This window comes from Methylobacterium sp. 2A (assembly GCF_009806555.1).
In the GTDB taxonomy this organism is placed as follows: domain Bacteria; phylum Pseudomonadota; class Alphaproteobacteria; order Rhizobiales; family Beijerinckiaceae; genus Methylobacterium.
The window spans coordinates 39,401-62,448 of record NZ_VUOK01000034.1 but is presented as its reverse complement, the minus strand read 5'-3'; the positions used below and the strand labels follow the sequence as shown (position 1 = coordinate 62,448).

At 68.7% G+C, this 23,048-nt stretch carries 19 protein-coding genes; 10 read left to right on the top strand and 9 right to left on the bottom strand.

Annotation, left to right across the window (positions count from 1 at the left end; all coding sequences use genetic code 11):
* Nucleotides 1-9: 9 nt before the first annotated feature.
* From FVE89_RS16485 to dnaG, 3 genes are all read right to left on the bottom strand, one after another.
* Complete coding sequence (locus tag FVE89_RS16485) at nucleotides 10-1,269, bottom strand: adenylate/guanylate cyclase domain-containing protein (RefSeq protein WP_160535038.1); 1,260 nt, start codon at nucleotides 1,267-1,269, stop codon at nucleotides 10-12.
* A 79-nt stretch (nucleotides 1,270-1,348) separates the two neighbouring features.
* Entirely contained in the window at nucleotides 1,349-3,331 is a 1,983-nt protein-coding gene (gene rpoD / locus FVE89_RS16480; protein ID WP_160535037.1) for an RNA polymerase sigma factor RpoD, read from the bottom strand.
* Nucleotides 3,332-3,540: 209 nt separating this feature from the next.
* Nucleotides 3,541-5,421 (bottom strand): DNA primase, encoded by a 1,881-nt coding sequence (gene dnaG / locus FVE89_RS16475; RefSeq protein ID WP_160535036.1) that lies wholly within the window; start codon nucleotides 5,419-5,421, stop codon nucleotides 3,541-3,543.
* Nucleotides 5,422-5,516: 95 nt separating this feature from the next.
* On the opposite strand from dnaG, the gene FVE89_RS16470 reads away from it, so the two are divergent.
* Nucleotides 5,517-5,909, top strand: coding sequence for a BrnT family toxin (locus FVE89_RS16470; protein WP_342389927.1), 393 nt, complete (start codon nucleotides 5,517-5,519; stop codon nucleotides 5,907-5,909).
* 13 nt (nucleotides 5,910-5,922) lie between these two features.
* On the top strand, nucleotides 5,923-6,180 hold the full coding sequence (locus FVE89_RS16465; protein ID WP_342389926.1) for a BrnA antitoxin family protein: 258 nt from the start codon (nucleotides 5,923-5,925) through the stop codon (nucleotides 6,178-6,180).
* A 7-nt stretch (nucleotides 6,181-6,187) separates the two neighbouring features.
* On the opposite strand, the gene FVE89_RS16460 is transcribed toward FVE89_RS16465, so the two are convergent.
* A complete protein-coding gene (locus tag FVE89_RS16460; protein ID WP_160535033.1) occupies nucleotides 6,188-6,649 on the bottom strand; it encodes a GatB/YqeY domain-containing protein in 462 nt (153 codons plus the stop codon).
* A 212-nt stretch (nucleotides 6,650-6,861) separates the two neighbouring features.
* Here FVE89_RS16460 and carA point away from each other — a divergent pair, with 212 nt between their 5' ends.
* Nucleotides 6,862-8,094 (top strand): glutamine-hydrolyzing carbamoyl-phosphate synthase small subunit, encoded by a 1,233-nt coding sequence (carA, locus tag FVE89_RS16455; protein WP_160535032.1) that lies wholly within the window; start codon nucleotides 6,862-6,864, stop codon nucleotides 8,092-8,094.
* A 141-nt stretch (nucleotides 8,095-8,235) separates the two neighbouring features.
* Complete coding sequence (locus FVE89_RS16450) at nucleotides 8,236-8,613, top strand: hypothetical protein (protein ID WP_160535031.1); 378 nt, start codon at nucleotides 8,236-8,238, stop codon at nucleotides 8,611-8,613.
* 30 nt (nucleotides 8,614-8,643) lie between these two features.
* On the opposite strand, the gene FVE89_RS16445 is transcribed toward FVE89_RS16450, so the two are convergent.
* Entirely contained in the window at nucleotides 8,644-9,063 is a 420-nt protein-coding gene (locus FVE89_RS16445) for a pseudoazurin (RefSeq protein ID WP_246730889.1), read from the bottom strand.
* A 318-nt stretch (nucleotides 9,064-9,381) separates the two neighbouring features.
* Here FVE89_RS16445 and carB point away from each other — a divergent pair, with 318 nt between their 5' ends.
* The 6 genes from carB (at nucleotide 9,382) to FVE89_RS16415 (ending at nucleotide 17,430) form a co-directional block, all read left to right on the top strand.
* Complete coding sequence (carB, locus tag FVE89_RS16440) at nucleotides 9,382-12,855, top strand: carbamoyl-phosphate synthase large subunit (protein ID WP_160535029.1); 3,474 nt, start codon at nucleotides 9,382-9,384, stop codon at nucleotides 12,853-12,855.
* Between the two features lie 90 nt (nucleotides 12,856-12,945).
* Nucleotides 12,946-13,422, top strand: a complete 477-nt coding sequence (gene greA, locus FVE89_RS16435) for a transcription elongation factor GreA (RefSeq protein WP_342106222.1) — start codon at nucleotides 12,946-12,948, stop codon at nucleotides 13,420-13,422.
* Between the two features lie 4 nt (nucleotides 13,423-13,426).
* A complete protein-coding gene (locus tag FVE89_RS16430) occupies nucleotides 13,427-13,927 on the top strand; it encodes a hypothetical protein (protein WP_160535027.1) in 501 nt (166 codons plus the stop codon).
* 297 nt (nucleotides 13,928-14,224) lie between these two features.
* The gene (locus FVE89_RS16425; protein WP_160535026.1) at nucleotides 14,225-15,274 is read left to right on the top strand and encodes a mitochondrial fission ELM1 family protein; all 1,050 of its coding nucleotides are present in this window, start codon (nucleotides 14,225-14,227) and stop codon (nucleotides 15,272-15,274) included.
* Between the two features lie 10 nt (nucleotides 15,275-15,284).
* Nucleotides 15,285-16,265, top strand: coding sequence for a thioredoxin-disulfide reductase (trxB, locus tag FVE89_RS16420; RefSeq protein ID WP_160535025.1), 981 nt, complete (start codon nucleotides 15,285-15,287; stop codon nucleotides 16,263-16,265).
* Nucleotides 16,266-16,539: 274 nt separating this feature from the next.
* Entirely contained in the window at nucleotides 16,540-17,430 is an 891-nt protein-coding gene (locus FVE89_RS16415) for a LysR family transcriptional regulator (RefSeq protein WP_160535024.1), read from the top strand.
* 13 nt (nucleotides 17,431-17,443) lie between these two features.
* Here FVE89_RS16415 and msrP read toward each other — a convergent pair whose 3' ends face one another.
* The 4 genes from msrP to FVE89_RS16395 form a co-directional block, all read right to left on the bottom strand.
* Nucleotides 17,444-18,397, bottom strand: a complete 954-nt coding sequence (msrP, locus tag FVE89_RS16410) for a protein-methionine-sulfoxide reductase catalytic subunit MsrP (RefSeq protein ID WP_160535023.1) — start codon at nucleotides 18,395-18,397, stop codon at nucleotides 17,444-17,446.
* 131 nt (nucleotides 18,398-18,528) lie between these two features.
* The gene (locus FVE89_RS16405) at nucleotides 18,529-20,283 is read right to left on the bottom strand and encodes an AMP-binding protein (RefSeq protein ID WP_160535022.1); all 1,755 of its coding nucleotides are present in this window, start codon (nucleotides 20,281-20,283) and stop codon (nucleotides 18,529-18,531) included.
* A gap of 4 nt (nucleotides 20,284-20,287) precedes the next feature.
* Nucleotides 20,288-21,010 (bottom strand): hypothetical protein, encoded by a 723-nt coding sequence (locus FVE89_RS16400; RefSeq protein ID WP_246730886.1) that lies wholly within the window; start codon nucleotides 21,008-21,010, stop codon nucleotides 20,288-20,290.
* Nucleotides 21,011-21,455: 445 nt separating this feature from the next.
* Nucleotides 21,456-22,967 (bottom strand): leucyl aminopeptidase, encoded by a 1,512-nt coding sequence (locus tag FVE89_RS16395; RefSeq protein WP_160535021.1) that lies wholly within the window; start codon nucleotides 22,965-22,967, stop codon nucleotides 21,456-21,458.
* Between the last annotated feature and the right edge of the window lie 81 nt (nucleotides 22,968-23,048).

Sequence of the window (23,048 nt, the reverse complement as noted above, 5' to 3'; positions counted from 1 at the left end):
GCGACACAGTCAGCTGGGTTTGCGTGGCCGCAAGAACTTCGGCCGGAACACCGCCATCGGCTCCCGGAAACCGTCGAGCGGATGCTCGCCGAGGGGGATCGGGTCCCCCCAGAGGAAATCGACGAACGGCTTCGACATCAGCAGCGGCTCGCCCAGGATGCGGTTGAGCTGGGCTAGCCGGCTCGCGAGATTCACGTCGCGGCCGATCACCGTGAAATCGAGCCGGGCGCCCGAGCCGACATTGCCGTAGGCGGCCTCGCCGTGATGGAGCGCGATGCCGGCCGCGACCGGCACCGGGAACTGATGCAGGGCATTGGCCTCGTCGAGGGCCTCCAGGGCGAGCTGGGCCGCCGTGAGCGCGCCCTTGGCGGCGCCACCGAGATCGTCGCCGGATTCGCGGAAGATCGCCAGCAGCCCGTCGCCCAGATACTTCAGCACCTCGCCGCCCTCCCGCTCGATCGGCGGCACGAGGCAGTCGAAAAACACGTTGAGCAGGCCCACTGCCTCCTCGGGCGTCATATCGGCGGAGGTGCGGGTGTAGTCGCGCATGTCGGCGAACAGGATCGCCGAGCGGATCCGCGTCACCTGCCCGCGGCGGATGTCGCCCGCCAGGATCGCGCGGTGGGGCTCGTCGCCGACATAGAGCCGCAGCACGTGGTCGAGCTGCTTGTTGAGGACGCGCATCTCCATCACGGCCGCGAGCGCCGGCATGACGAAGCGCAGGATCGCGATGTCGTCGTCGCGGAACCCCCCTGGAGCCCGGGTCGCGAAGGTGATGCCGTTCTTGGTGCCGTTGGTGAAGAACAAGGGCGCCACGACATAGGCGGTGTAGCCGCAGGCCTTCAGGTCCGGGATGATCGCATAGGCATCGTCCGGGGTCTCGGCGAGGTCGAGGATCAGCCATTCCCCGGTCTCGTGGACCGTGTGGAACGGGCTGTTCAGGTAGGCGTCCGTCGCGCGGGCGCCGTGCGGGAACAGCCGGACCGTGGTGCCGCCGCCCCGGGTCCAGATCCGGCCGACGCCGGCATATTCCGAGTGCAGGGTGTCGATCGCCGTGGAGGCGCGGTCCACCGGCACGCCGATCGCGATCAGCCGCTCGGCGAGGCCGGCCAGCATGTCCTCGGCGTTCGGCATCCGGGCCGCCTCGCCGAGCAGCCAGTCGCGGATGCCCACGGAGGGCTGGATCGCGCCGAAGGGGACGTCATCGGCCTCGGTGCCGTCCGCGAAGGCCGTCGGCAGACCGGGCGTTGGCGGGCGGCGTTCGAGCATGGCGCCAGACTGGATGCCGCGCAGCACCGTGGCAACGCGGTCGACGGGGGAGCGCCGCGGTCCGTGCCGCGGCGGGGGCTCAGTTGTCCAGGAAGCTCCTCAGCTTCCGGCTGCGCGAGGGGTGCTTCAGCTTGCGCAGCGCCTTCGCCTCGATCTGGCGGATGCGCTCGCGGGTCACCGAGAATTGCTGGCCGACCTCCTCGAGGGTGTGGTCGGTGTTCATGCCGATGCCGAAGCGCATGCGCAGCACGCGTTCTTCGCGCGGGGTCAGAGACGCGAGGACGCGCGTCGTCGTTTCGCGAAGATTGCTCTGGATCGCCGCGTCGATCGGCAGGACGACGTTCTTGTCCTCGATGAAGTCGCCGAGGTGGCTGTCCTCCTCGTCGCCGATCGGCGTTTCGAGGGAGATCGGCTCCTTGGCGATCTTGAGCACCTTGCGCACCTTCTCCAGCGGCATGGCCAGCTTCTCGGCCAGCTCCTCCGGGGTCGGCTCGCGCCCGATCTCGTGCAGCATCTGGCGCGAGGTCCTGACGATCTTGTTGATCGTCTCGATCATGTGCACCGGGATGCGGATCGTGCGCGCCTGATCGGCGATCGAGCGGGTGATCGCCTGCCGGATCCACCACGTGGCGTAGGTCGAGAACTTGTAGCCGCGGCGGTACTCGAACTTGTCCACGGCCTTCATCAGGCCGATGTTCCCCTCCTGGATCAGGTCCAGGAACTGCAGGCCGCGGTTCGTGTACTTCTTGGCGATCGAGATCACGAGGCGCAGGTTCGCCTCGATCATCTCCTTCTTGGCCTGCCTCGCCTCGCGCTCGCCCTTCTGGACCATGTTGACGATGCGGCGGTACTCGCCGATCTCCAGGCCCGTCTCGGAGGCGAGGTCGAGGATCTGCGCGCGCAGCTCAGCGACTTGCCGCGAGCCCTTCTCGACGAGGTTCTTCCAGCCCTTGCCGCCGAGCGTGCCGACGCGCTCCATCCAGTTCGGATCGAGCTCGTAGCCCTGATAGTGGCGCAGGAACTCGTCGCGGGCGACGCCGTGGCTCTCGGCGAAGCGCATCAGCCGGCCCTCGTGGCCGATCAGCTGCTTGTTGATCGAGTAGAGCTGGCCGACCAGCGCCTCGATGCGGTTGTTGTTGAGCGAGAGGGACTTCACGTCGGCGACGACGATGTCCTTCAGCTCGGCCTGCTTCTGGTCCTGGGCGGGGGTGTTCTGCGTGCCGGCGGCCTTGCGCTCCGTCCCCTCGGTCTGGAGCTTGCGCAGCTTCCGGTAATTCGCCGCGATGGAGTCGAAGGTCTCCAGCACGCGCGGCTTGATCTCCGCCTCCATGGCGGCGAGCGAGACGTTGTTCTCCAGGTCGTCCTCGTCGTCGCCGCCCTCGGGGGGCGCCGGCGGCTCGCCGTCCTCGGATTCCTCGCCCTCGGCGAGTTGCGGCGCGTTCTTGCCGTCCGGCCCGGCGTAGGTCGCCTCCAGATCGATGATGTCGCGCAGGAGGACCTTGCCCTCGACGAGCTCGTCGCGCCAGATGATGATCGCCTGGAAGGTCAGCGGGCTCTCGCAGAGGCCCGCGATCATCGCCTCGCGGCCGGCCTCGATCCGCTTGGCGATCGCGATCTCGCCCTCACGGGACAGGAGCTCCACCGAGCCCATCTCGCGCAGGTACATCCGCACGGGATCGTCGGTGCGGTCGGTCGGCTCCTTGGTGGTGGTGGCGACCGCGACGGCGCGCGTCGGCGCGACCTCGGCGACCTCGCCGCCCTCGGCCTCCTCCTCCTCGCCCTCGGCGCCCTTCTCGCCGGCGGCCGCCTCGTCGGTCTCCTCGGCCTCGACGACGTTGATGCCCATCTCGGAGAGCTGCGACAGCACGTCCTCGAGCTGGTCCGGATCGGACTGGCCCTCGGGCAGCACCTCGTTGACCTCCTCGTAGGTCACGTAGCCGCGCTTCTTGGCGAGCTTCACCATCCGCTTGACCGAAGCATCCGTCAGGTCGAGGAGCGGCCCGTCGGTCTGCTGCTCGGGGGCAGCGTCCGTCTCGTCCCGTTCCGTTGCCTTCGTCGCCATGATCAGCCTATTGTTTCGTGGGCGGCGCGCTGCGGAGGCCCTTGAGAGGCCGGTCCACGCCAGCGGCACCGCGGTACGGGATCGGCGCCGGATCGCTCCGTCGCCTTGAGTCGTCGGTATCCGTATGCAAGCCTGAGGCTTGACCGATTGTTAACTATGGCGGGCCGCTCCCCATCGCCACCGCCAGCCATACCGCCATGACACAGCCGTCAGGCGGCCGTCGAGTCGCTCGACACCGGCAAGTCGGCCTCAGCCTCGGCGGCGATGACGGTGTCCAGCCTCGCCTTCACTTCGCAGAGCCATGCCCAACCGGCATCGGTCGGATCGTTCTCAAACGCCTGCCGTGCTTCGCGAAGTTCGCTATGTAGCGCTCCTGCCTGCCGGTGCAAGATCATCGCCTGTCTGAGCGCGTCTGCGCGCTGCGCGGGATCGGCATGTGGGGCGACGGTATTGCGGTCCCGCGAGCGGGCCAGGGCCAGGATGCGCTCTGCGGCGGCGCTCAGTCCGGCGCGAGTGATGCGGTTCTGCAACACGTCCGGATCCGTACGCTCGTCCTCGGCCGCGCAGGCGAGCAGAACCGACAGGAGCGCCTTGGCATCCGGATCCTCGAAGTCGAGCTCGGCGATCTCCTCGGCAAAGTCGGCGAGCATCTCGGGCTGAACCAGCAGCGTGCCGACGATCAGTGCTTCGCGTATCGAAGCAGCACCCGTGAACCCAACCGAAGCCGTGACCGAGACGCTTGGTTTTTCACGAATGAACGTGCGACTCGGTTGGGACTGCCGACGATCGCGTGGCTGCCCCTTCCAACCGGCGGCGGTCGGCGAGCTATTGAGAGCCTTTAGACGCTCCCGAAGTTCTTGATGGTATGAAAATTTCAGATCGCGGTCGTTGATCTTTTCGATGTCGGCGCGGACATCCTGAGCGAAGCGCGCCTTTTGCTCAGGCGTTTCCCGGGCGTTGCTGAACAGTGCCTTCGCGATGAGCACGTCGAAGAAGCTTATGGCATTCTGAACTATCTCGTGGATCCGGTCTGCGCCGCCTGAGCGGTAGAGATCGTCCGGATCCTGACCGGCCGGAAATGCGGCGAAGCGGACTGATTTCTCCGCCGTCACGAGCGGCAGCGCGAGGTCCAGCGCCCGGAAGGCCGCGCGCTGGCCGGCCTTGTCGCCGTCGAAGCACAGGATCGGCTCGTCGGCGTGGCGCCAGAGCAGGCCGAGCTGGTCCTCGGTGAGGGCCGTCCCGAGGGGCGCCACCGTCTCGGGATGGCCCGCGAGCGTCATGGCGATGACGTCGACGTAGCCCTCCACCGCGATGATCGAGCCGCGCTCGTGCGCCGCCTTGCGGGCACCGTGGAGGTTGTAGAGCGTCCGGCCCTTGTGGAAGAGCGGGGTCTCCGGCGAGTTCAGGTACTTGGCGCGCACGTCCTTGGCGAGCGCCCGGCCGCCGAAGGCCACCACCCGGCCGCGCGTGTCGGTGATCGGAAACATCACCCGATCGCGAAAATAATCGTACGGGACCGAGACGTTCTCCCCGGCCGCCAGCAATCCCATCTCGATCATCAGCGCCTTGTCGACGCCCTGCCGGGCCAGATGATCCCGCAGGGCGTAGCGCTCGTTCGGGGCATAGCCCAGGCGGAATTTTTCCTGGATCTCCCGTCCGAGAGCCCGGCGTTCGAGGTAGGCGCGGGCCTCGCTCCCCTGCCCGGATTGAAGCCGCTCCTCGAACCAGCGCGCGGCCATCTCCATCACTTCGATCGCGCCCGCGCGCTTGGTCTCCGCGGCGCGCGTGTCCTCGGTGGGTGCGGGCAGGCTGACGCCGGCTTCGCCCGCCAGCCGCTCGACCGCCTCGGGAAAGCTCAGGCCCTCCGTCTCCATCAGGAAGGTGAAGATGTCGCCGTGCTTGGAGGAGGAGAAGCAGTGATAGAACTGCTTCTGGTCGTTCACGTAGAAGGACGGGGTCTTCTCGGCGTTGAACGGCGACAGGCCGCGCCATTCCCGGCCGGCCTTCTTGAGCTGGACCCGCCGTCCGACCACTGAGGAGGCCGGCAGCCGGGCACGGATCTCTTCCAGGATGTGGGGCGGATAGCGCACGGGGCCTGTGATCGGTTTGCGGGGCCGCACAGTCTAGCGTGGCAACGGGGTTGAGTCCCGCTCCTCGGCAGGGCTCAGGACGGATGGGGGATTGCGTGGAGAACGCCGCGTTGCGGCACCCTGAACCATGCCGGCCTGCGGTCCCTGCTCGCGTTTCCCGATCGCGTATATACGATCGTATCGACGCGGAATCGATTCCAGGCTATGCAATGCCGCCGGACGGCTTCGAAGGGGACGAGCGCAAGCGGGTTCTCAACCTCGAGAAGCACGGCATCGATTTTCGCGATGCGATCGGTGTGTTCGATCATCCTCACCTGACCGTCGAAACGATCAGGAACGAGGAAGTTCGGAAGGTCAGCCTCGGCAAGATGGATCAGTGCGTGATCGCCCTGGTCTGGACCGATCGAGTCGGGATCATCCGGGTCATCTCCGCGAGGGCTGCGAGGCGCGATGAGAGACAAGCCTACACGGCACGTTTTGGAGCCTGAACGCCGCCCTGGCGTGACCGATTTCGGTCGGCTCGCAGCGTTGAGCGATGCGGACATTGCGGACGCAGCCGGCCAGGATCCGGATGCCGTGCCCCTCGATATCGACTGGTCGCGGGCCGAAGTGACCGTGCCGCCCCGCAAGATCCCGGTCTCGATCCGCCTGGATGCCGACGTGCTCGACTATTTCAGGCACGAGGGCGCCGGGTACCAGAGCCGAATCAACGCGGTCCTGCGGAGCTACGTCAGGGCTCGGATGGACCGCGAGAGTTGAGAGCGCCTCAGCCCTTCGCGGCCAGCGCCGCCTTCACCAGGCCGCTGGCCTTCCCGAAATCCATCCGGCCGGCATAGGCGCCCTTCAGGGCGGCGATCACCTTGCCCATGTCCTTCGGGCCGGCGGCGCCGGTCTCGGCGATCGCCGCGTCGATCGCGGCTTGCGTCTCGGCCTCGTCCATCTGCTTCGGCAGGAAGCTCTCGATGATGGCGCTCTCGGCGCGCTCGTTGGCGGCGAGCTCCGGGCGGCCGCCCTGCTCGTAGACGCTGGCCGATTCGGTGCGCTGCTTGATCATCTTCTGGAGGAGCGACAGGATCTCGTCGTCGGAGATCGGGTCCTTGCCGTTGCCGCGCGCCTCGATGTCCCGGTCCTTGAGGGCGGCCTGGATCATCCGGACGGTGGCAAGCCGCTCCTTGTCGCCGGCCTTCATGGCCTCCTTCATCTCGGTGGTGAAGCGCGCGCGCAGCATCTGGGTAAACCTTCCAACGGTCGAAACGGCGGGCTGGCCTGCGATTTGCGGATCTGCCCTGTGATAAGCAGACGTTGAGCCCTGCGGGGCGCGGAGCCACATTGACCCCATCGCGGGCCGCTCGCTAAGAGCGCCGCACACGATCATGCCGCAAGCCGAGAGCGCCGCAACCCGGCGCCCGCCTTCGGCCGGACATAAGCGAGACTCACCCCATGCTGCAAGACGCCGCTGCGCCCGCTTCCGACGCCCCGGCGCCCGAGCCTTGGGCCGAGCCCGTCGCCACGGCCCTGCTGGTCCTGGCCGACGGCACGATCCTGGAGGGTTTTGGCATCGGGCAGACCGGCATCGCCGACGGCGAGGTCTGCTTCAACACGGCCATGACCGGCTATCAGGAGATCCTGACCGACCCGTCCTATGCCGGGCAGATCGTCACCTTCACCTTCCCGCATATCGGCAATGTCGGGACCAACGACGAGGATCTGGAGAGCCTGGAGGCGGCCCCGGCCTCCGGCGTGCGCGGCACGGTCATCGCCTCGGCGGTGACGAAGCCGTCGAACTGGCGCTCCTCGTCCCACCTCGACGGTTGGCTGAAGGCGCGCGGCATCGTGGGCATCACCGGTGTGGATACGCGGGCGCTCACCGCCCGAATCCGCGACCAGGGCATGCCGAACGCCGTGATCGCCAATGATCCCGAGGGCCGGTTCGACCGCGAGGCGCTGAAGGCCCGCGCGGCGGCGCTGGCGCCGATGGAAGGCCTCGACCTCGTGCCGCCGGTGACGAGCCGCGCGCCGTCCGAATGGTCGGAGACCGTCTGGGCGCTGGGCAACGGCTACGGCAAGCGCGCCTCCGGCGAGGGCCTGAAGGTCGTGGCGATCGATTACGGCGTGAAGCGCAACATCCTGCGGCTGCTGGCCCAGGCCGGCTGCGACGTCACCGTGGTGCCGGCCACCACGACGGCGGAAGAGATCCTGGCGCTGAAGCCGGACGGCGTGTTCCTGTCGAACGGCCCGGGCGACCCGGCCGCGACCGGCGCCTACGCGGTGCCGGTGATCCGCAAGCTGCTCGACGCGAAGGTGCCGACCTTCGGCATCTGCCTCGGGCACCAGCTCATGGGCCTGGCGCTCGGCGGACGGACCGTGAAGATGGGCCAGGGCCATCACGGCGCGAACCATCCGGTCAAGGACAAGACCACCGGCAAGGTCGAGATCGTCTCGATGAATCACGGCTTCGCGGTGGATCCGAACAGCCTGCCGGAGACCGCGGTGGAGACCCACGTCTCGCTGTTCGACGGCTCGAATTGCGGCCTGACGCTCACCGATCGCCCGGCCTTCTCGGTCCAGCACCACCCCGAGGCCTCGCCGGGCCCGCGCGACAGCCACTACCTGTTCGAGCGGTTCGTGACGCTGATGCGCTCGGGCGAGCCGGAGCGCGAAGCGAAAGCCTGATCGGTTTCCGGCGGCATCCCAATCGGGCCCCGCCGGGGCCATAAAATCCGCGAAATCCGCCGGCTTAAGAGACCCGTGACGGCCGTGAGCGGCGGCGCATCCGCGCCCGCCGGCACCGGCTCCGTCGGAGGGAAATGCCGGATGACCATCGACGAGGCGCGTGACGACTTCTCCCGCCTGCACCGCACCTTCACGTTCCATCTCGGCGTGGCGGTGGGCCTGTCCTGGCTGACCGCCCTCACCGCCGCCTTCTACGCCCCGTGGGTGCGCAACATCCGCGCGCTGATCGATCCCGCCGGCGGCCTCGACCGGATCGAGAGCACGGTGTCCTACCTGTTCGCCCTGCCGGCCGTCCTCGCCCTGGCCTGGGTGTCCCTGTATTTCGGCCGCGAGACCCTGCGCCGCGCGCAGACGCTCTCGAACGTCGCCGTCGAGTTCGCGGCGGCTGCCGTAGTGGCGTTCGGGGTGTTCTACCTCTCGATCGACCGGGCCGTGGCGGCCCTCTACGCCGGCTTTTGAGACGGGGCGGCCCGCGCCGCCCCGACCGGCTTACTGCACCTTCTCGAACAGCGGCTCGAAGCGCTTGGCGGCGAGCTTGCCGTGCTGGACCGCCTTGGCGGCCTCCAGGTTCTCGGGCTTGTCGCCGACCTGGATCAGGCCGACCATGCCCATGATGTAATGCGGCGCGCATTTGAAGCCGTAGAGGCCGGCCTTGTCGAAGGTCACGGTCTCCTCCTTGCCAACCACGGTCTTGAAGGCCGGCGCGCCCTCCGGCGCCATGCCCTTGATGAGTTCGGCGTTGTGGCCCTTGTCGGCCGGCACGAACCGGATCGTGTCACCGGGCTGAATCTTCACGTAGGCGGGATCGAAGACCATCATCCCGCCGGGGCCGCTGTTCAACGTCTTCACGACGGTTTCCGCAGCGTTCGCTCCGAAGATCGAGCCGATCAGCAGTGCTGCGGCTCCCATGGATCCCCTGATCATAGCCAGTCTCGAACCATTGTCATGACGATCGACGAAAATGACGATCGTTCGAGCCTTACGGACCGCGTTCACAACCAGCAAGCACGCATTTGACCGCTCGATAAACTTGGAAGATCTCCAGATTTAGCTTAAGGTGGCTGCGTCGCGCGTCATGTGCGCGCTTGGGTTGTGAATCCGCTCCGGCCTTCCAAAGCGGGGACGGCCCGTGTAAACGCGGGGCTCAACGATAATCCCGCCACGCGCGTCCGGGCGCAGGGTTCTGGCCCTGTCCGATCGGGCGCGCTTGGCCTGAAAAGGCCCCCGATGCCCAAACGCACCGACATCTCCTCGATCCTGATCATCGGTGCGGGTCCGATCATCATCGGACAGGCCTGCGAGTTCGACTATTCGGGAACCCAGGCCTGCAAGGCGCTCCGCGAGGAGGGCTACCGCATCGTCCTGGTCAATTCGAACCCCGCCACGATCATGACCGATCCGGACATGGCGGACGCGACCTATGTCGAGCCGATCACGCCGGAGATCGTCGCCAAGATCATCGAGAAGGAGCGCCCCGACGCGATCCTGCCGACCATGGGCGGCCAGACGGCGCTGAACTGCGCGCTCTCGCTGCAGAAGATGGGCGTGCTCGCGAAGTACGGCGTGCAGATGATCGGCGCCACCGCGGAGGCGATCGACAAGGCCGAGGACCGGAGCCTGTTCCGCGACGCCATGACCAAGATCGGGCTCGACACCCCGAAATCGGCGCTGGCGAACGCCTCCGCGGCCAAGAAGGCGGATCGCGAAAAATACCTCGCCGAGATCGCCCGCATCGAGGCCGCCAACGCGGATCCCGAGGCGCGCCGGGTTGCGCTCGCGGCCTTCGAGAAGAGCTGGATGGCCGGCGAGACCGACCGGCGCAAGCGCTACGGCGAGCACGCCATCGGGCAGGCGCTGATCGCGCTGGCCGAGGTCGGCCTGCCGGCGATCATCCGCCCGTCCTTCACCATGGGCGGCACCGGCGGCGGCATCGCGTACAACCGGGAAGAGTTCCTCGACATCGTCGAGCGCGGCATCGACGCCTCACCGACCAACGAGGTGCTGATCGAGGAGAGCGTGCTCGGCTGGAAAGAGTACGAGATGGAGGTCGTCCGCGATAAGAACGACAACTGCATCATCGTCTGCTCGATCGAGAACATCGACCCGATGGGCGTCCACACGGGCGACTCGATCACCGTCGCCCCGGCGCTGACGCTCACCGACAAGGAATACCAGGTGATGCGCGACGCATCGCTGGCGGTGCTCCGCGAGATCGGCGTCGAGACCGGCGGCTCGAACGTGCAGTTCGCGATCAACCCCGAGAACGGGCGGATGATCGTGATCGAGATGAACCCGCGCGTCTCGCGCTCCTCGGCGCTCGCCTCGAAGGCCACCGGCTTCCCGATCGCCAAGGTCGCCGCCAAGCTCGCGGTCGGCTACACGCTCGACGAGATCGCCAACGACATCACGGGCGGCGCCACCCCGGCCTCGTTCGAGCCGACGATCGACTACGTCGTCACCAAGATCCCGCGCTTCGCCTTCGAAAAGTTCCCGGGCGCCGAGCCGACGCTGACCACCGCCATGAAGTCGGTGGGCGAGGCCATGGCGATCGGCCGCTGCTTCGCCGAATCCCTCCAGAAGGCGCTGCGCTCGCTGGAGACCGGCCTGACCGGCCTCGACGACATCGAGATCGAGGGGCTGGGCAAGGGCGACGACCACAACGCCATCAAGGCGGCCATCGGCACCCCGACCCCGGACCGGCTCCTGAAGGTCGCGCAGGCCCTGCGGCTCGGCGTCAGCCACGAGCAGGTCTACGCCTCCTGCAAGATCGATCCGTGGTTCCTGGAGCAGCTTCAGGCGATCATCGATCTGGAGAACCGCGTGAAGACCCACGGCCTGCCGGGCACGGCGGGCGCCTTCCGCCAGCTCAAGGCGGCGGGTTTTTCCGACGCGCGCCTCGCGGTGCTGGCCGGCCTGGAGGAGGCCGAGGTGCGCGCCAAGCGCCGGGCGCTGTCCGTTCGGCCGGTCTTCAAGCGGATCGATACCTGCGCGGCCGAGTTCAAGTCGCCGACCGCCTACATGTACTCGACCTACGTGGCCCCCTTCGCGGGCGCGGTGGTCGATGAGGCGCAGCCCTCGGACCGCAAGAAGGTCGTGATCCTCGGCGGCGGCCCGAACCGGATCGGCCAGGGCATCGAGTTCGACTATTGCTGCTGCCACGCCTGCTTCGCGCTGTCGGATGCGGGCTACGAGACCATCATGGTCAATTGCAACCCGGAGACGGTCTCGACCGACTACGACACGTCCGACCGGCTCTACTTCGAGCCGCTGACCGCCGAGGATGTGCTGGAAATCATCGAGACCGAGCGGCAGGCCGGCACCCTGCACGGGGTGATCGTGCAGTTCGGCGGCCAGACCCCGCTGAAGCTCGCCCGCGCCCTCGAATCCGCCGGCGTGCCGATCCTCGGCACCTCGCCCGACGCGATCGACCTCGCCGAGGACCGGGACCAGTTCAAGCGGCTCCTCGACAAGCTCGGGATGAAGCAGCCGAAGAACGGCATCGCCTATTCGGTGGAGCAGAGCCGGCTGGTCGCGGCCGATCTCGGCCTGCCCTTCGTGGTCCGCCCGAGCTACGTGCTCGGCGGCCGCGCCATGGCGATCATCCGCGACGAGACGCAGTTCGCCGACTACCTCCTCGACACGCTGCCGAGCCTGATCCCCTCCGAGGTCAAGGCCCGCTACCCCAACGACAAGACCGGCCAGATCAACACGGTGCTGGGCAAGAACCCGCTCCTGTTCGACCGCTACCTGTCGGACGCGGTCGAGGTCGACGTGGATGCGGTCTGCGACGGCACGGACGTGTTCATCGCCGGCATCATGGAGCACATCGAGGAGGCCGGCATCCATTCCGGCGATTCGGCCTGCTCGCTGCCGCCGCGCTCGCTCTCGCCCGAGATCATGGCCGAGCTGGAGCGGCAGACCAAGGCGATGGCGCTCGCCCTCAACGTCGTCGGCCTGATGAACGTGCAGTACGCGATCAAGGACGGGACGATCTACGTGCTGGAGGTGAACCCCCGCGCCTCGCGCACGGTGCCGTTCGTCGCCAAGGTGATCGGCGAGCCGATCGCCAAGATCGCGGCGCGGATCATGGCGGGCGAGCCGCTTTCGGCCTTCGGCCTGAAGCCCAAGACCCTGCCCCACATCGCCGTGAAGGAGGCCGTGTTCCCGTTCGCGCGCTTCCCCGGCGTCGACGTGCTGCTCGGGCCGGAGATGCGCTCCACCGGCGAGGTGATCGGGCTCGATGCCAGCTTCGGCGTGGCCTTCGCCAAGAGCCAGCTCGGCTCGGGCACGCAGGTGCCGAAGGCGGGCGCCGTGTTCGTCTCGGTGCGCGACGCCGACAAGGTCCGCATCCTGCCGACCATGAAGCTGCTGTGCGACCTCGGCTTCACCATCCTGGCGACCGGTGGCACGCAGCGCTATCTGGTCGAGAACGGCGTCCCGGCCGAGCGGATCAACAAGGTTCTGGAAGGCCGGCCGCACGTGGTCGACGCGATTAAGAACGGCGGCATCCACCTCGTCCTCAACACCACGGAGGGCGCCGGTGCCCTGTCGGACTCGCGCTCCCTCCGGCGCGCGGCCCTCTTGCATAAGGTGCCGTATTACACCACTCTAGCCGGCGCAGTGGCCGCGGCCGAGGGGATCAAGGCCTATCTAGAAGGCGATCTCAAGGTCCGCGCGTTGCAGGAATACTTCGCGGCCTGAGCCTCAGGGTCCCGCTGACTTTATCTCGTGGCCCGGAGAGAGTGCTGCACTCTCGGCCGGGCCTCTTCATTGTGGCGCGAGACGATGACGATAGACAAGGTTCCGATCACGGTGCGCGGCTTCGCAGCCCTCGAAGAGGAGCTGAAACACCGCCAGCAGGTGGAGCGCCAGCGCATCATCCAGGCGATCGCCGAGGCGCGCGCGCTGGGCGACCTGTCGGAGAACGCCGAGTACCATGCCGCCAAGGAGGCGCAGTCCCACAACGAGGGCCGCGTCATGGAATTGGAGAGCATGATCGCGCGCGCCGAGATCATCGACGTCACCAAGCTCTCGGGCAGCAAGATCAAGTTCGGCGCCACCGTGAAGCTCGTCGACGAGGACACGGAGGAGGAGAAGACCTACCAGATCGTGGGCGAGCCGGAGGCCGACGTGCGCTCCGGCCGGGTCTCGATCACCTCGCCGATCGCCCGCGCGCTGATCGGCAAGGGCGTCGGCGACACCGTCGAGGTGACGACGCCCGGCGGCGGCAAGTCCTACGAGGTCGTCGCCGTCCAGTACGGCGGCTGAGGGCATGCTCTTGCGCTTCTGGGGCCGGCTCGCCGGGCTGATCCTCCTCGCCGCCGCGGGCTCCGCGGCGGCGGACGAGTTTCCGGCGACCGCCCGGTTCTCCGACATCCGCGTCGACGTGCGGCCGCTGCGCGACAAGGGGGCGGGCTTGCAGGCCGAGGCGCTGGCGGCCGACCTGACCGAGGCCCTGCGCAGGAATTTCTCGGATCGGATCGGCGGACGCGGCCCGCGCCTCGTCGTGGTGGTCAGCAGCCTGTCGCTGCGGCCCTATGCCGGCAGTGGTGCGCGGCCGGGCCTGGGCGGCAACTTCCAGACCGATTACCTCGAAGGCGAGGCGCTGCTCGTGGGGCCGAAGGGACAGATCCTCGGTCGGCATCCGCAGATGACCGCGATGCCGTCGAGCTACGGCGGTGCGTGGTACGATCCGCAATTCGAGGGGCGTCGGCTGGCGGCGATCGCCGATATCTACGCCCAGTGGCTGGCGCGGGACCTGCCGCGGGAGTGACCACGCTTTCACGACAGGTGTTTTGAAGGTGGGGAAGACGGACCGATCCGCCGGCGCGGGGTATGTTCAGGTGACGGTTCTCCCAACCATCCCCTCATCCTGAGGGGCCGGAGCGCAGCGCAGGCCCGAAGGAGCCCTCCAGATCCCACTGCGATCCCTGGAGCCCTCCTTCGAGGCCCGCGCAGCGGTCACCTCAGGACGAGGAGGATGGATGGGATCGAAGGGCCGATCTTAAATGCGGTGCTCCGGCGGTCGGGCTCGGCACCGGGGCAGGAGCGGATTTCCCGAGCAAGGCGTATGGCAAGCATCGACGTGACGGAGGCGAAACCCGCCCTGCGCAACCGACCGGACGCGCGATCCGAACCCCTCCCCGAACTGGCCCGCGCCCGCGCCTGGATCGTCACCGACGGCAAGGCCGGCGATGAGAACCAGTGCGTCGGGATCGCCGAGACTTTGGGCGTCGCCTTCGAGATCCGGCAGGTGCCGGCCTCGGGGCCGTTCGGCTGGATGGCGCCCTGGGGACCCATCGACCCGCGGGAGGGACCCCGGCGCCGGGCCGGTGCCCTGTCGGGCCCTTATCCCGATATCCTGATCGCCTCGGGTCGCCGGTCCGTGCCGTATCTGCGGGCCGTGCGGCGCGCCACGGGCGGGCGCACCTTCACGGCCTTCCTCAAGGACCCGCGCACCGGCGAGGACAGCGCCGACTTCATCTGGGTGCCGGATTACGACGACCTGCGCGGCCCCAACGTCTTCACCACGCTGACGGCGCCGCACCTCGTGACGGCGGCCCGGCTCGCGGCGGCCCGCGCCCGGCCTGATCCGCGCCTCGCGCGCCTCGACGGGCCGCGGGTGGCCGTCCTCGTCGGCGGCGACAGCCGGCACCTGAGCTATCGCAAGACGGATATGATCCGCCTCGTCGGCGACCTGCGCAATCTGGTGGAGCAGGGCTGCCGCCTTATGGTGACGATTTCCCGCCGGACCCCCGACCCGCTCCGGAACGCCGTCAAGGCACTGGCCGCCGAGACGGGTGGTTTCCTCTGGGACGGGAGCGGCGAGAATCCCTACGTCGCCATGCTGGCTTTGGCCGACGCGATCGTGGTCACCTCCGATTCGGCCAACATGGTGAGCGAGGCCGTGGCCACCGGCGCGCCGGTCCTGCTGTTCGACCTGCCGCGTACCTATATCCGGCACCGGCGGATGTTCGCCGGGCTGGCGATCGCCGGAGCCCTGCGGCCGTTCACCGGTCAGTTGGTGGATCTGACCTACAAGCCCATCGATGCGACGCCGGTGATCGCGCAGGCGCTCGCGAATGCTTATGCTGCGCACCGCACGGCCGATCGCGCCTGAGGAGACAGAGATGGCCCATACGCACGCCAAGCTGGTGATCATCGGCTCGGGGCCGGCCGGCTACACGGCGGCGATCTACGCGGCCCGCGCCATGGTGGAGCCGCTGCTGATCTCGGGCTTCCAGCCGGGCGGCCAGCTCATGATCACCACGGATGTCGAGAATTATCCCGGCTTCGCCGAGGCGATCCAGGGTCCGTGGCTGATGGAGCAGATGCGGCTCCAGGCCGAACATGTCGGCACCCGGATCGTCTCCGAGTACATCACGAAGGTTGATCTCAAGCAGCGGCCGTTCCGGCTCGAAGCGGATTCGGGCGAGACCTATTCCTGCGACGCGCTGATCATCGCCACCGGCGCCCAGGCCAAGTGGCTCGGCATCCCCTCCGAGGCGACCTTCCAGGGCGGCGGTGTCTCGGCCTGCGCGACCTGCGACGGCTTCTTCTTCCGCGGCAAGGAGGTCGTGGTGGTCGGCGGCGGCAATACGGCGGTCGAGGAAGCCCTCTACCTCGCCAACATCGCCAGCAAGGTCACGGTCGTCCACCGCCGCGATTCGTTCCGGGCCGAGCGGATTCTCCAGGAGCGCCTCTTCAAGCACCCGAACGTCGCGGTGCTCTGGCACCGGGAGATCGCCGAGATCTGCGGCGTGCAGAAGCCCGCCCCGAGCGTGACCCATGTCCGCCTCAAGGACCCGCGCTCGGGTGAGATCAGCGAGGTGAAGGCCGACGGCGTGTTCGTGGCGATCGGCCATCAGCCGGCGACCGCGATCTTCGAGGGGCAGCTGCCGATGCGCCATGGCGGATACCTCACCGTCAAGCCCGGCACCACGGAGACCGACATTCCCGGCGTGTTCGCGGCCGGCGACGTGACGGACGATGTCTACCGTCAGGCGATCACGGCCGCCGGCATGGGCTGCATGGCCGCGCTGGAGGCGGAAAAATTCCTCGCCAACCTCGAGATCGGCGAGAACCCGGTCCAGGCAGCGGCGGCTGAGTAGGCGATTCGTCTCAGGTCATGCCACGTGATCTTGTGATTGCGTCGACGGGCGATCTTGCACCGAATAACTGATCCTGGCGCTTGCGCTTGATCATGCGCCATGCGCATAGGGGTGTCGACCGAGCCGGGATGCGTCTCACGCATACCCGCGCGATGCCGGGCGTGTCTCTCCACTGTCGGCGCCGCGCAGCTCGGCCGGTGATCCGCCCGCTGCGCTACCCGTCCGCCTTCGTACGGGCGCCGCGTCCGGGCTCGCGCTGGTAGGGGTTCTTGCCTTGGACTGGGATAAGATCCGGATTTTTCTGAACGTCGCCGAGGCGGGCAGCTTCACCAAGGCGGGCGACGATATCGGCCTCAGCCAGTCGGCGGTGAGCCGCCAGATCAGCGCCCTGGAGCGGGAGCTGAAGGCGCCGCTGTTCCACCGCCACGCACGAGGCCTCCTCCTCACCGAGCAGGGCGATCTCCTGTTCCGGGCCGCCCGGGACATGAAGCTGCGGCTGGAGAATACCCGCGCCCGCCTCGTCGAGACCGCCGAGCGGCCGACGGGCGACCTCAAGGTCACGACGACGGTCGGGCTCGGCACCTCGTGGTTGTCCCAGCGGGTCGGCGAATTCCTCGATCTCTACCCGGACGTGCGCATCGAGCTGATCCTCACCAACGAGGAGCTGGACCTCGCCATGCGTGAGGCAGATGTGGCGATCCGCATGCGCCGCCCGGCCCAGCCGGACCTGATCCAGCGGCGGCTGTTCACCGTCCACTACCACGCCTTCGCGAGCCAGGATTACGTCAAGCGCTTCGGCGAGCCCAAGACGGTCGATGAACTCGACGACCACCGTCTCGTCTCGTTCGGCGGCAACGAGCCGTCCTACCTGCTCGCCGCCCACTGGCTGGCCGATGCCGGTCGGGACGGGCGCGACCGGCGCCAGGTCCACCTGACGGTGAACAACATCGGCGCCCTGCAGCGCGCTATGGAGGCCGGCGCCGGCATCGGGATCCTGCCCGACTATGCGGTGGACGGCGAACACCAGCTCGTGCAGGTGTTGCGCGAGACCGAGATGCCGAGCCTTGAGAGCTATCTCGTCTACGCCGAGGAGATGCGCTCCGTCGCCCGGGTCCAGGCGTTCCGGGACTTCCTCGTCAACAAGGCGCAGCGCTGGACCTACTGAAGGCGCGGGCGGCTCACACGAAGAGCCGCTCGCCCTCCAGGCCCTTGTAGAGCCCCGCGACCTGCTCGCCATAGCCGTTGTAGATGAGCGTCGGCACGCGCTGGTCGGTGCCGAGCACCCGCTCGGTCGCCTGGCTCCAGCGCGGATGCGGCACGGCCGGGTTCACGTTGGCCCAGAAGCCGTACTCGGAGGCCTGTAGCCCCTCCCAGAAGGTCTTGGGCCGGTCGGCCGTGAACGAGACCTTGACGAGCGACTTCGCCGACTTGAACCCGTATTTCCACGGCACCGCGATGCGGATCGGTGCGCCGAACTGGTTGGGCAGCGGCTTGCCGTAGACGCCGGTCACCACGAAGGCGAGGTCGTTGCCGGCCTCGGCCAGCGTCAGGCCCTCGGTATAGGGCCAGGGGTAGTAGAACGCGCGCTGACCCGGCGCCATCGCCTTGTCCATGAAGGTCTCGAAGCGGATGTACTTCGCCCCCGAACTCGGTTTGGCGAGCGCCACGAGCTTCGCCAGCGGGAAACCGGTCCAGGGCACCGCCATCGACCACGCCTCGACGCAGCGGTGCCGGTACAGACGCTCCTCCAGGCCGACCGTCCGGATCAGGTCGTCCACCCCGATCTCGAACGGCTTCTCGACGAGCCCGTCGATCTTCAGGGTCCAGGGCTGGGTCTTCAGCGCGCTGGCGGCGGGCAGCACGGTCTTGGACGTGCCGAACTCGTAGAAGTTGTTGTAGTCGCCGCTGAACCGTTCGGGCGTGACCGGCCGGTCGAGGGTGTAGGCGGGGTTCCGCACGGCCGGATAGGGCGAGGCGTCGCCCGGCGCCGCCAGGGCGGTCCGGCCACCGAGGAGCGAGCCGGCCGCGAGCCCGGCCGCGCCGCCGATCAGGGCGCGTCGGTTCAGGAACAGGGCCTCCGGGGTGGCGAGGCGTTCCGGGATCTCCCATTCGCGCTTGCGCTTGATCAACATGGCCGCCTCTTCCGGTTTCCCGCGCCGACACCTCACAGATCGGCCAAGGCCGACGGGGCTGCAAGCGCCGCAGCCTCACCTTTCGGCGAGACCGGCCGGGCGGTTACGCGTCCCGGCGTCGCGGGCCGGGATCAGGCCTCCGGCATCTCGTCGCGCAGCATCCGCCGGAGCACCTTGCCGACATTGGTCTTGGGCAGCGTCTCGTGGAAGACCACGTTCCGGGGCACCTTGTAGCCGGTGAGCTGCGTGCGCGCGTAGGCGCGCAGGGTGTCGGGCGTGAGCGACGGGTCCTTCCGGACCACATGCGCCACCACCATCTCGCCGGTCTCCGGACTGGGCGCGCCGACCACCGCGCATTCGAGCACGCCGGGATGGGCGGCGAGCACGTCCTCGACCTCGTTCGGGTAGACGTTGAAGCCGGAGACGAGGATCATGTCCTTCATCCGGTCGACGATCTTGAACTGGCCGTCCGGCAGCCGGATCGCGATGTCGCCGGTGCGGAAGAAGCCGTCCGCCGTCATGGCGCGGGCGGTCTCGTCCGGCCGGTTCCAGTAGCCGCGCATCACCTGGGGGCCGCGCACGCAGATCTCCCCCGGCTCGCCGGCCGGGACCGGCTCGCCGGAAGCGTCGCGGATCGAGACCTCGGTCGAGGGCAGCGGGAAGCCGATCGTACCGGAAAACTCCCGTATCCCCCGCGGGTTGACGCAGACGACAGGCGAGGTCTCCGACAGGCCGTAGCCTTCGATGATCGTGTTGCCGGTGAGCGCCTTCCAGCGCTCGGCCACCGCCCGCTGCACCGCCGTGCCGCCGCCGACCACGAAGTCGAGCTTCGAGAAATCGACCGTCCCGATCTTCGGGTGGTTGATCAGCACGTTGAACAGCGTGTTCACGCCCATCAGGTGGGTGAAGGGCGTTCGGCTGAGCGTCTTGACCATGCCGTCGCAGTCGCGCGGATTGGGGATCAGGAGGCAGGAACCGCCGCTGCGCATGAACTGGAAGAAGCACGCGGTGAGCGCGAAGATGTGGTAGAGTGGCAGGGCCGTGACGCAGCAGCGCGCGACGCTCGGATCCTTCGAGCCGAACCAGAGCTGCGCCTGCTCGACATTCGCCATGATGTTGCGGTGGCTCAGCATGGCGGCCTTCGCGATGCCGGTGGTGCCGCCCGTATATTGCAGGAAGGCGAGATCTTCCGGATCGACCTTGGCCCTGGCGCGCGGCAGCGCGCGGCCCCGGTTCAGCGCGGCGGCGAACGGCACCGCGAGGCCCTCTGGCAGCCGGAACGGCGGAACCGCCTTGCGCACGTGCCGGCTGGCGAGATTGATCACGCGCCCCTTCAGGCCGAGCCCGTCGCCGGGTCCGACCAGGACGACGCGGTCCAGGGCGATGTCCGGCAGCGCTCCCGCGACCGTCGGGCCGAAATTCTCCAGGACGATCAGGATCCGCGCCCCGGAATCGTTGAGCTGGTGCGTGAGTTCCCGGGGGGTATAGAGCGGGTTGGTGTTCACGATCGTCCCGCCCGCCAGCAGGACGCCGAAGATCGCCACCGCGTAGGCCGGCACGTTCGGCAGCATGACGGCGACCCGGTCGCCCTTGGCCAGCCCCTCCGCCTGGAGCCAGGCCGCGAGGTCGCGCGCCTGCTGGCTCAGGGTTGCGTAGGTCATGGTCGAGCCGAAGCACAGGATCGCCGGCCGGCCGGCAAAGGCGGTCGCGCTGGTCTCGAACAGGTCGACCAGGGTGCCGAGGCGCGCCACATCGATCTCGGCGGGCACGCCCGGCGGATACGAGGCCAGCCATGGATGCGCCGCGGCTTGGTTGTTCAGCGGATCCGGCTGCCGTTCGGACGGAACCGGTCGCGCGCCGTGGTCGATCACGTTCGCCTGATCCATCGGGTCACCTCCCCCGGGCCCGACTCTCGACGGCCGGGTCCCTCAATGCAGGACGGTCCGACTGTGCGGGAACGGTGCGCGTGCCGCAAGGCGGCGCATCCGCGGGGATCGGACGAAGCTGGCGGAATGTCGTCAGGACGGCATGCGGCAGGGCCGCGACGAGGAGCAGGAGGGCGGCGAGGCCGGCTTCGTCGGCGTAAAGCGCCCGGTGCGGCCAGGGGCCGAGCCCGAGAGAACCGGACAGGCCGATCACGGCCGCACCGAACCAGAGGGCCAGGAAGGCGAGCGCCCCCGCGCCGAACCGCCTGAGCCGCGGCCGCTTCAGACGACGCGCCAGGACGACGAACAAGCCGAGGATGCCGCCGAACAGGGCGGCCGCCACGCCGGCGCCGAGCGCATAGGCGAGCCACAGCGGCTGGTGGGTCAGGAACGCCATCCCGCCGGTGGCGAAGCCCGCGCGCAGGATCACGCCGCCGAAGGTCGGATAGAGCCCGGCCAGGAGCAGGATGACTGCGCCGGAGAGGCCGAACGCGATGCGGCGTGGCACGGAGGCCGGCCCCGGCCCGGCGGCCACGCGGGCGAGATGGGCAACCCCGTAGACGAGGGCGAAGGCGAAGAGGGGGTAGCGCCTGGCGAAATAGCCGTAGACGAAGGGCTCGACGGCCTCCGGCAGGGCCGAGCGCTGGCTGAGGCCGGTAGCCGCGACGAGGCCCAAGGCGAGCAGCATGGCCAGAATCGGAATCGCGGCGCCGCGGGGCGGGCGGCGCCATTCCCGCGCAGAAGCAGTGGGTGTACGCGCGTGCTGCGGGCGCTTCATCGGGCGCACCGGCCCGATGCCGGCCCAGCCCGCGATGCTCTACCGTCAAGGATCGGCAGATCGGATCTGCTACGCGCCCTCCCTGCCCCCTCGGCGGGGAAGGGTGGTCCAATGGGTGCCCTCTGCATCAGCAGGAGGCGGGATAGGGGAGCGACGGTACGGAACGAGGCTGTGGCCTTCATGAAAGTTGCGCCCTCTCCGGACGCCGGGTTCCCCTTCCCCGACCCCCTTCGGCGGCCGCCCTCCTCCGCCGAGGGGTAGGGAAAGAAGCGGCCTCGGCTGCTCCCGCCTTCAAGCCGGAAACGCCCCGACCGCAGGCCAGCCCCGCGCGCCGACATGCCCAGGGCGCCTGCCCCTACTTTGCCTCGTAATGGTCCCGGATCAGCCGGTCGAGGAGGCGCACGCCCCAGCCGGCGCCCCAGCTGCGGTTGATCTCGCTCGCATTCGACGACATCGCCACGCCCGCGATATCGAGATGCGCCCACGGCACCTCCTCGACGTAGCGCTTGATGAACGAGGCCGCCGTCGCCGCGCCGCCATGGCGGCCGCCGGTGTTCTTCATGTCGGCGAACTTGGAGTCGATCGCCTTGTCGTAGGCCGGGATCAGCGGCATCCGCCAGACCTTCTCGCCCGTGGCCTCGCCGGCCGCGTGGATGTGGCCGGCCAGCGTGTCGTCGTTCGAGAACATCCCGGCGATGTCCTGGCCGAGCGCCACGATGATCGCGCCGGTGAGCGTGGCGAGGTCCACCATCGCCTTGGGCTTGAAGCTGCGGATCACGTGGGTGATCACGTCGGCCAGCACGAGGCGGCCCTCGGCGTCGGTGTTGATCACCTCGATCGTCTGGCCCGACAGCGAGGTCACGATGTCGGAGGGGCGGTAGGCGCCGCCATCCGGCATGTTCTCGACGATGCCGATGGCGCCGACCACGTTGCAGCGCGCCTTGCGCGAGGCGAGGGCGTGGAGCGCCCCGACCACGGCGGCCGCGCCGCCCATGTCGCCCTTCATGTCCTCCATGCCGCCGCCCGGCTTGATGGAGATGCCCCCCGAATCGAAGATCACGCCCTTGCCGATCAGCGCCACCGGCGCCTCGCCCGCGGGGCCGCCGTTCCAGCGCATGATCACGACCCGCGGCTCACGGACCGAGCCCTGCGCCACGGCGAGCAGCGCGCCCATGCCGAGCTCGCGCATCCGCGCCGGCTCCAGCACCTCGATCTCGACGCCGAGCTTGCTGAGTTCCGAGGCGCGCTTGGCGAATTCCGCGGGGAAGAGCACGTTCGGCGGCTCGTTCACGAGGTTGCGCGCCAGGATCACGCTGTCGGCGAGCGTGCGGGCGGCCTCCCCCTCGCGGGAGGCCGCGGCATGGTCGGGGAGCAGCAGGGTCAGCGCCGTGCCGGCCTTGTCCTCGGCGTCGGGCTTCTTCTTGGTCTTGTAGCGGTCGAAGCTGTAGCTGCGCAGACGCGCGCCCAGGGCGAACTCGCCGGCCTCCCGGGCGGACACGACCGCTCCCGGCCAATCGAGCACCACCCGGGCCGTGCGGCCCGAGACCTTGCTGGCCGTGAAGCCGCCGAGCGCCGGCCAGTCGATCTTGGCGCGGTCCTTGTCGGAGCCGAGGCCCACCACGACGAGGCGGTCCGCCGCGACGCCGGCGGGCGCCGGGAGGCTCAGGGCGCTGAGCGACCGGCCCTTGAATTTTTCCGACGCGGCCGCCCGGGCCACCAGCTCCGCCCCGGAGGCGCCGAGGATGTCCCGGGCCGCCGATCCGAGGGCGAGATCGTCGCCCGTGAAGACCACGAGATCGCCGGATCCACCGGGGCCCTGCCCGCTCGTCTCCAGGGGACCGAAACCGATCTCGATACCGTCCGCCATACCCGTTGCCCTGCCCGCTTGTCCGGAGCCGCACATCGAAGGCCGCGCGCCGCGCAGGCCATCCGCCCTGTGTAGCCGCTG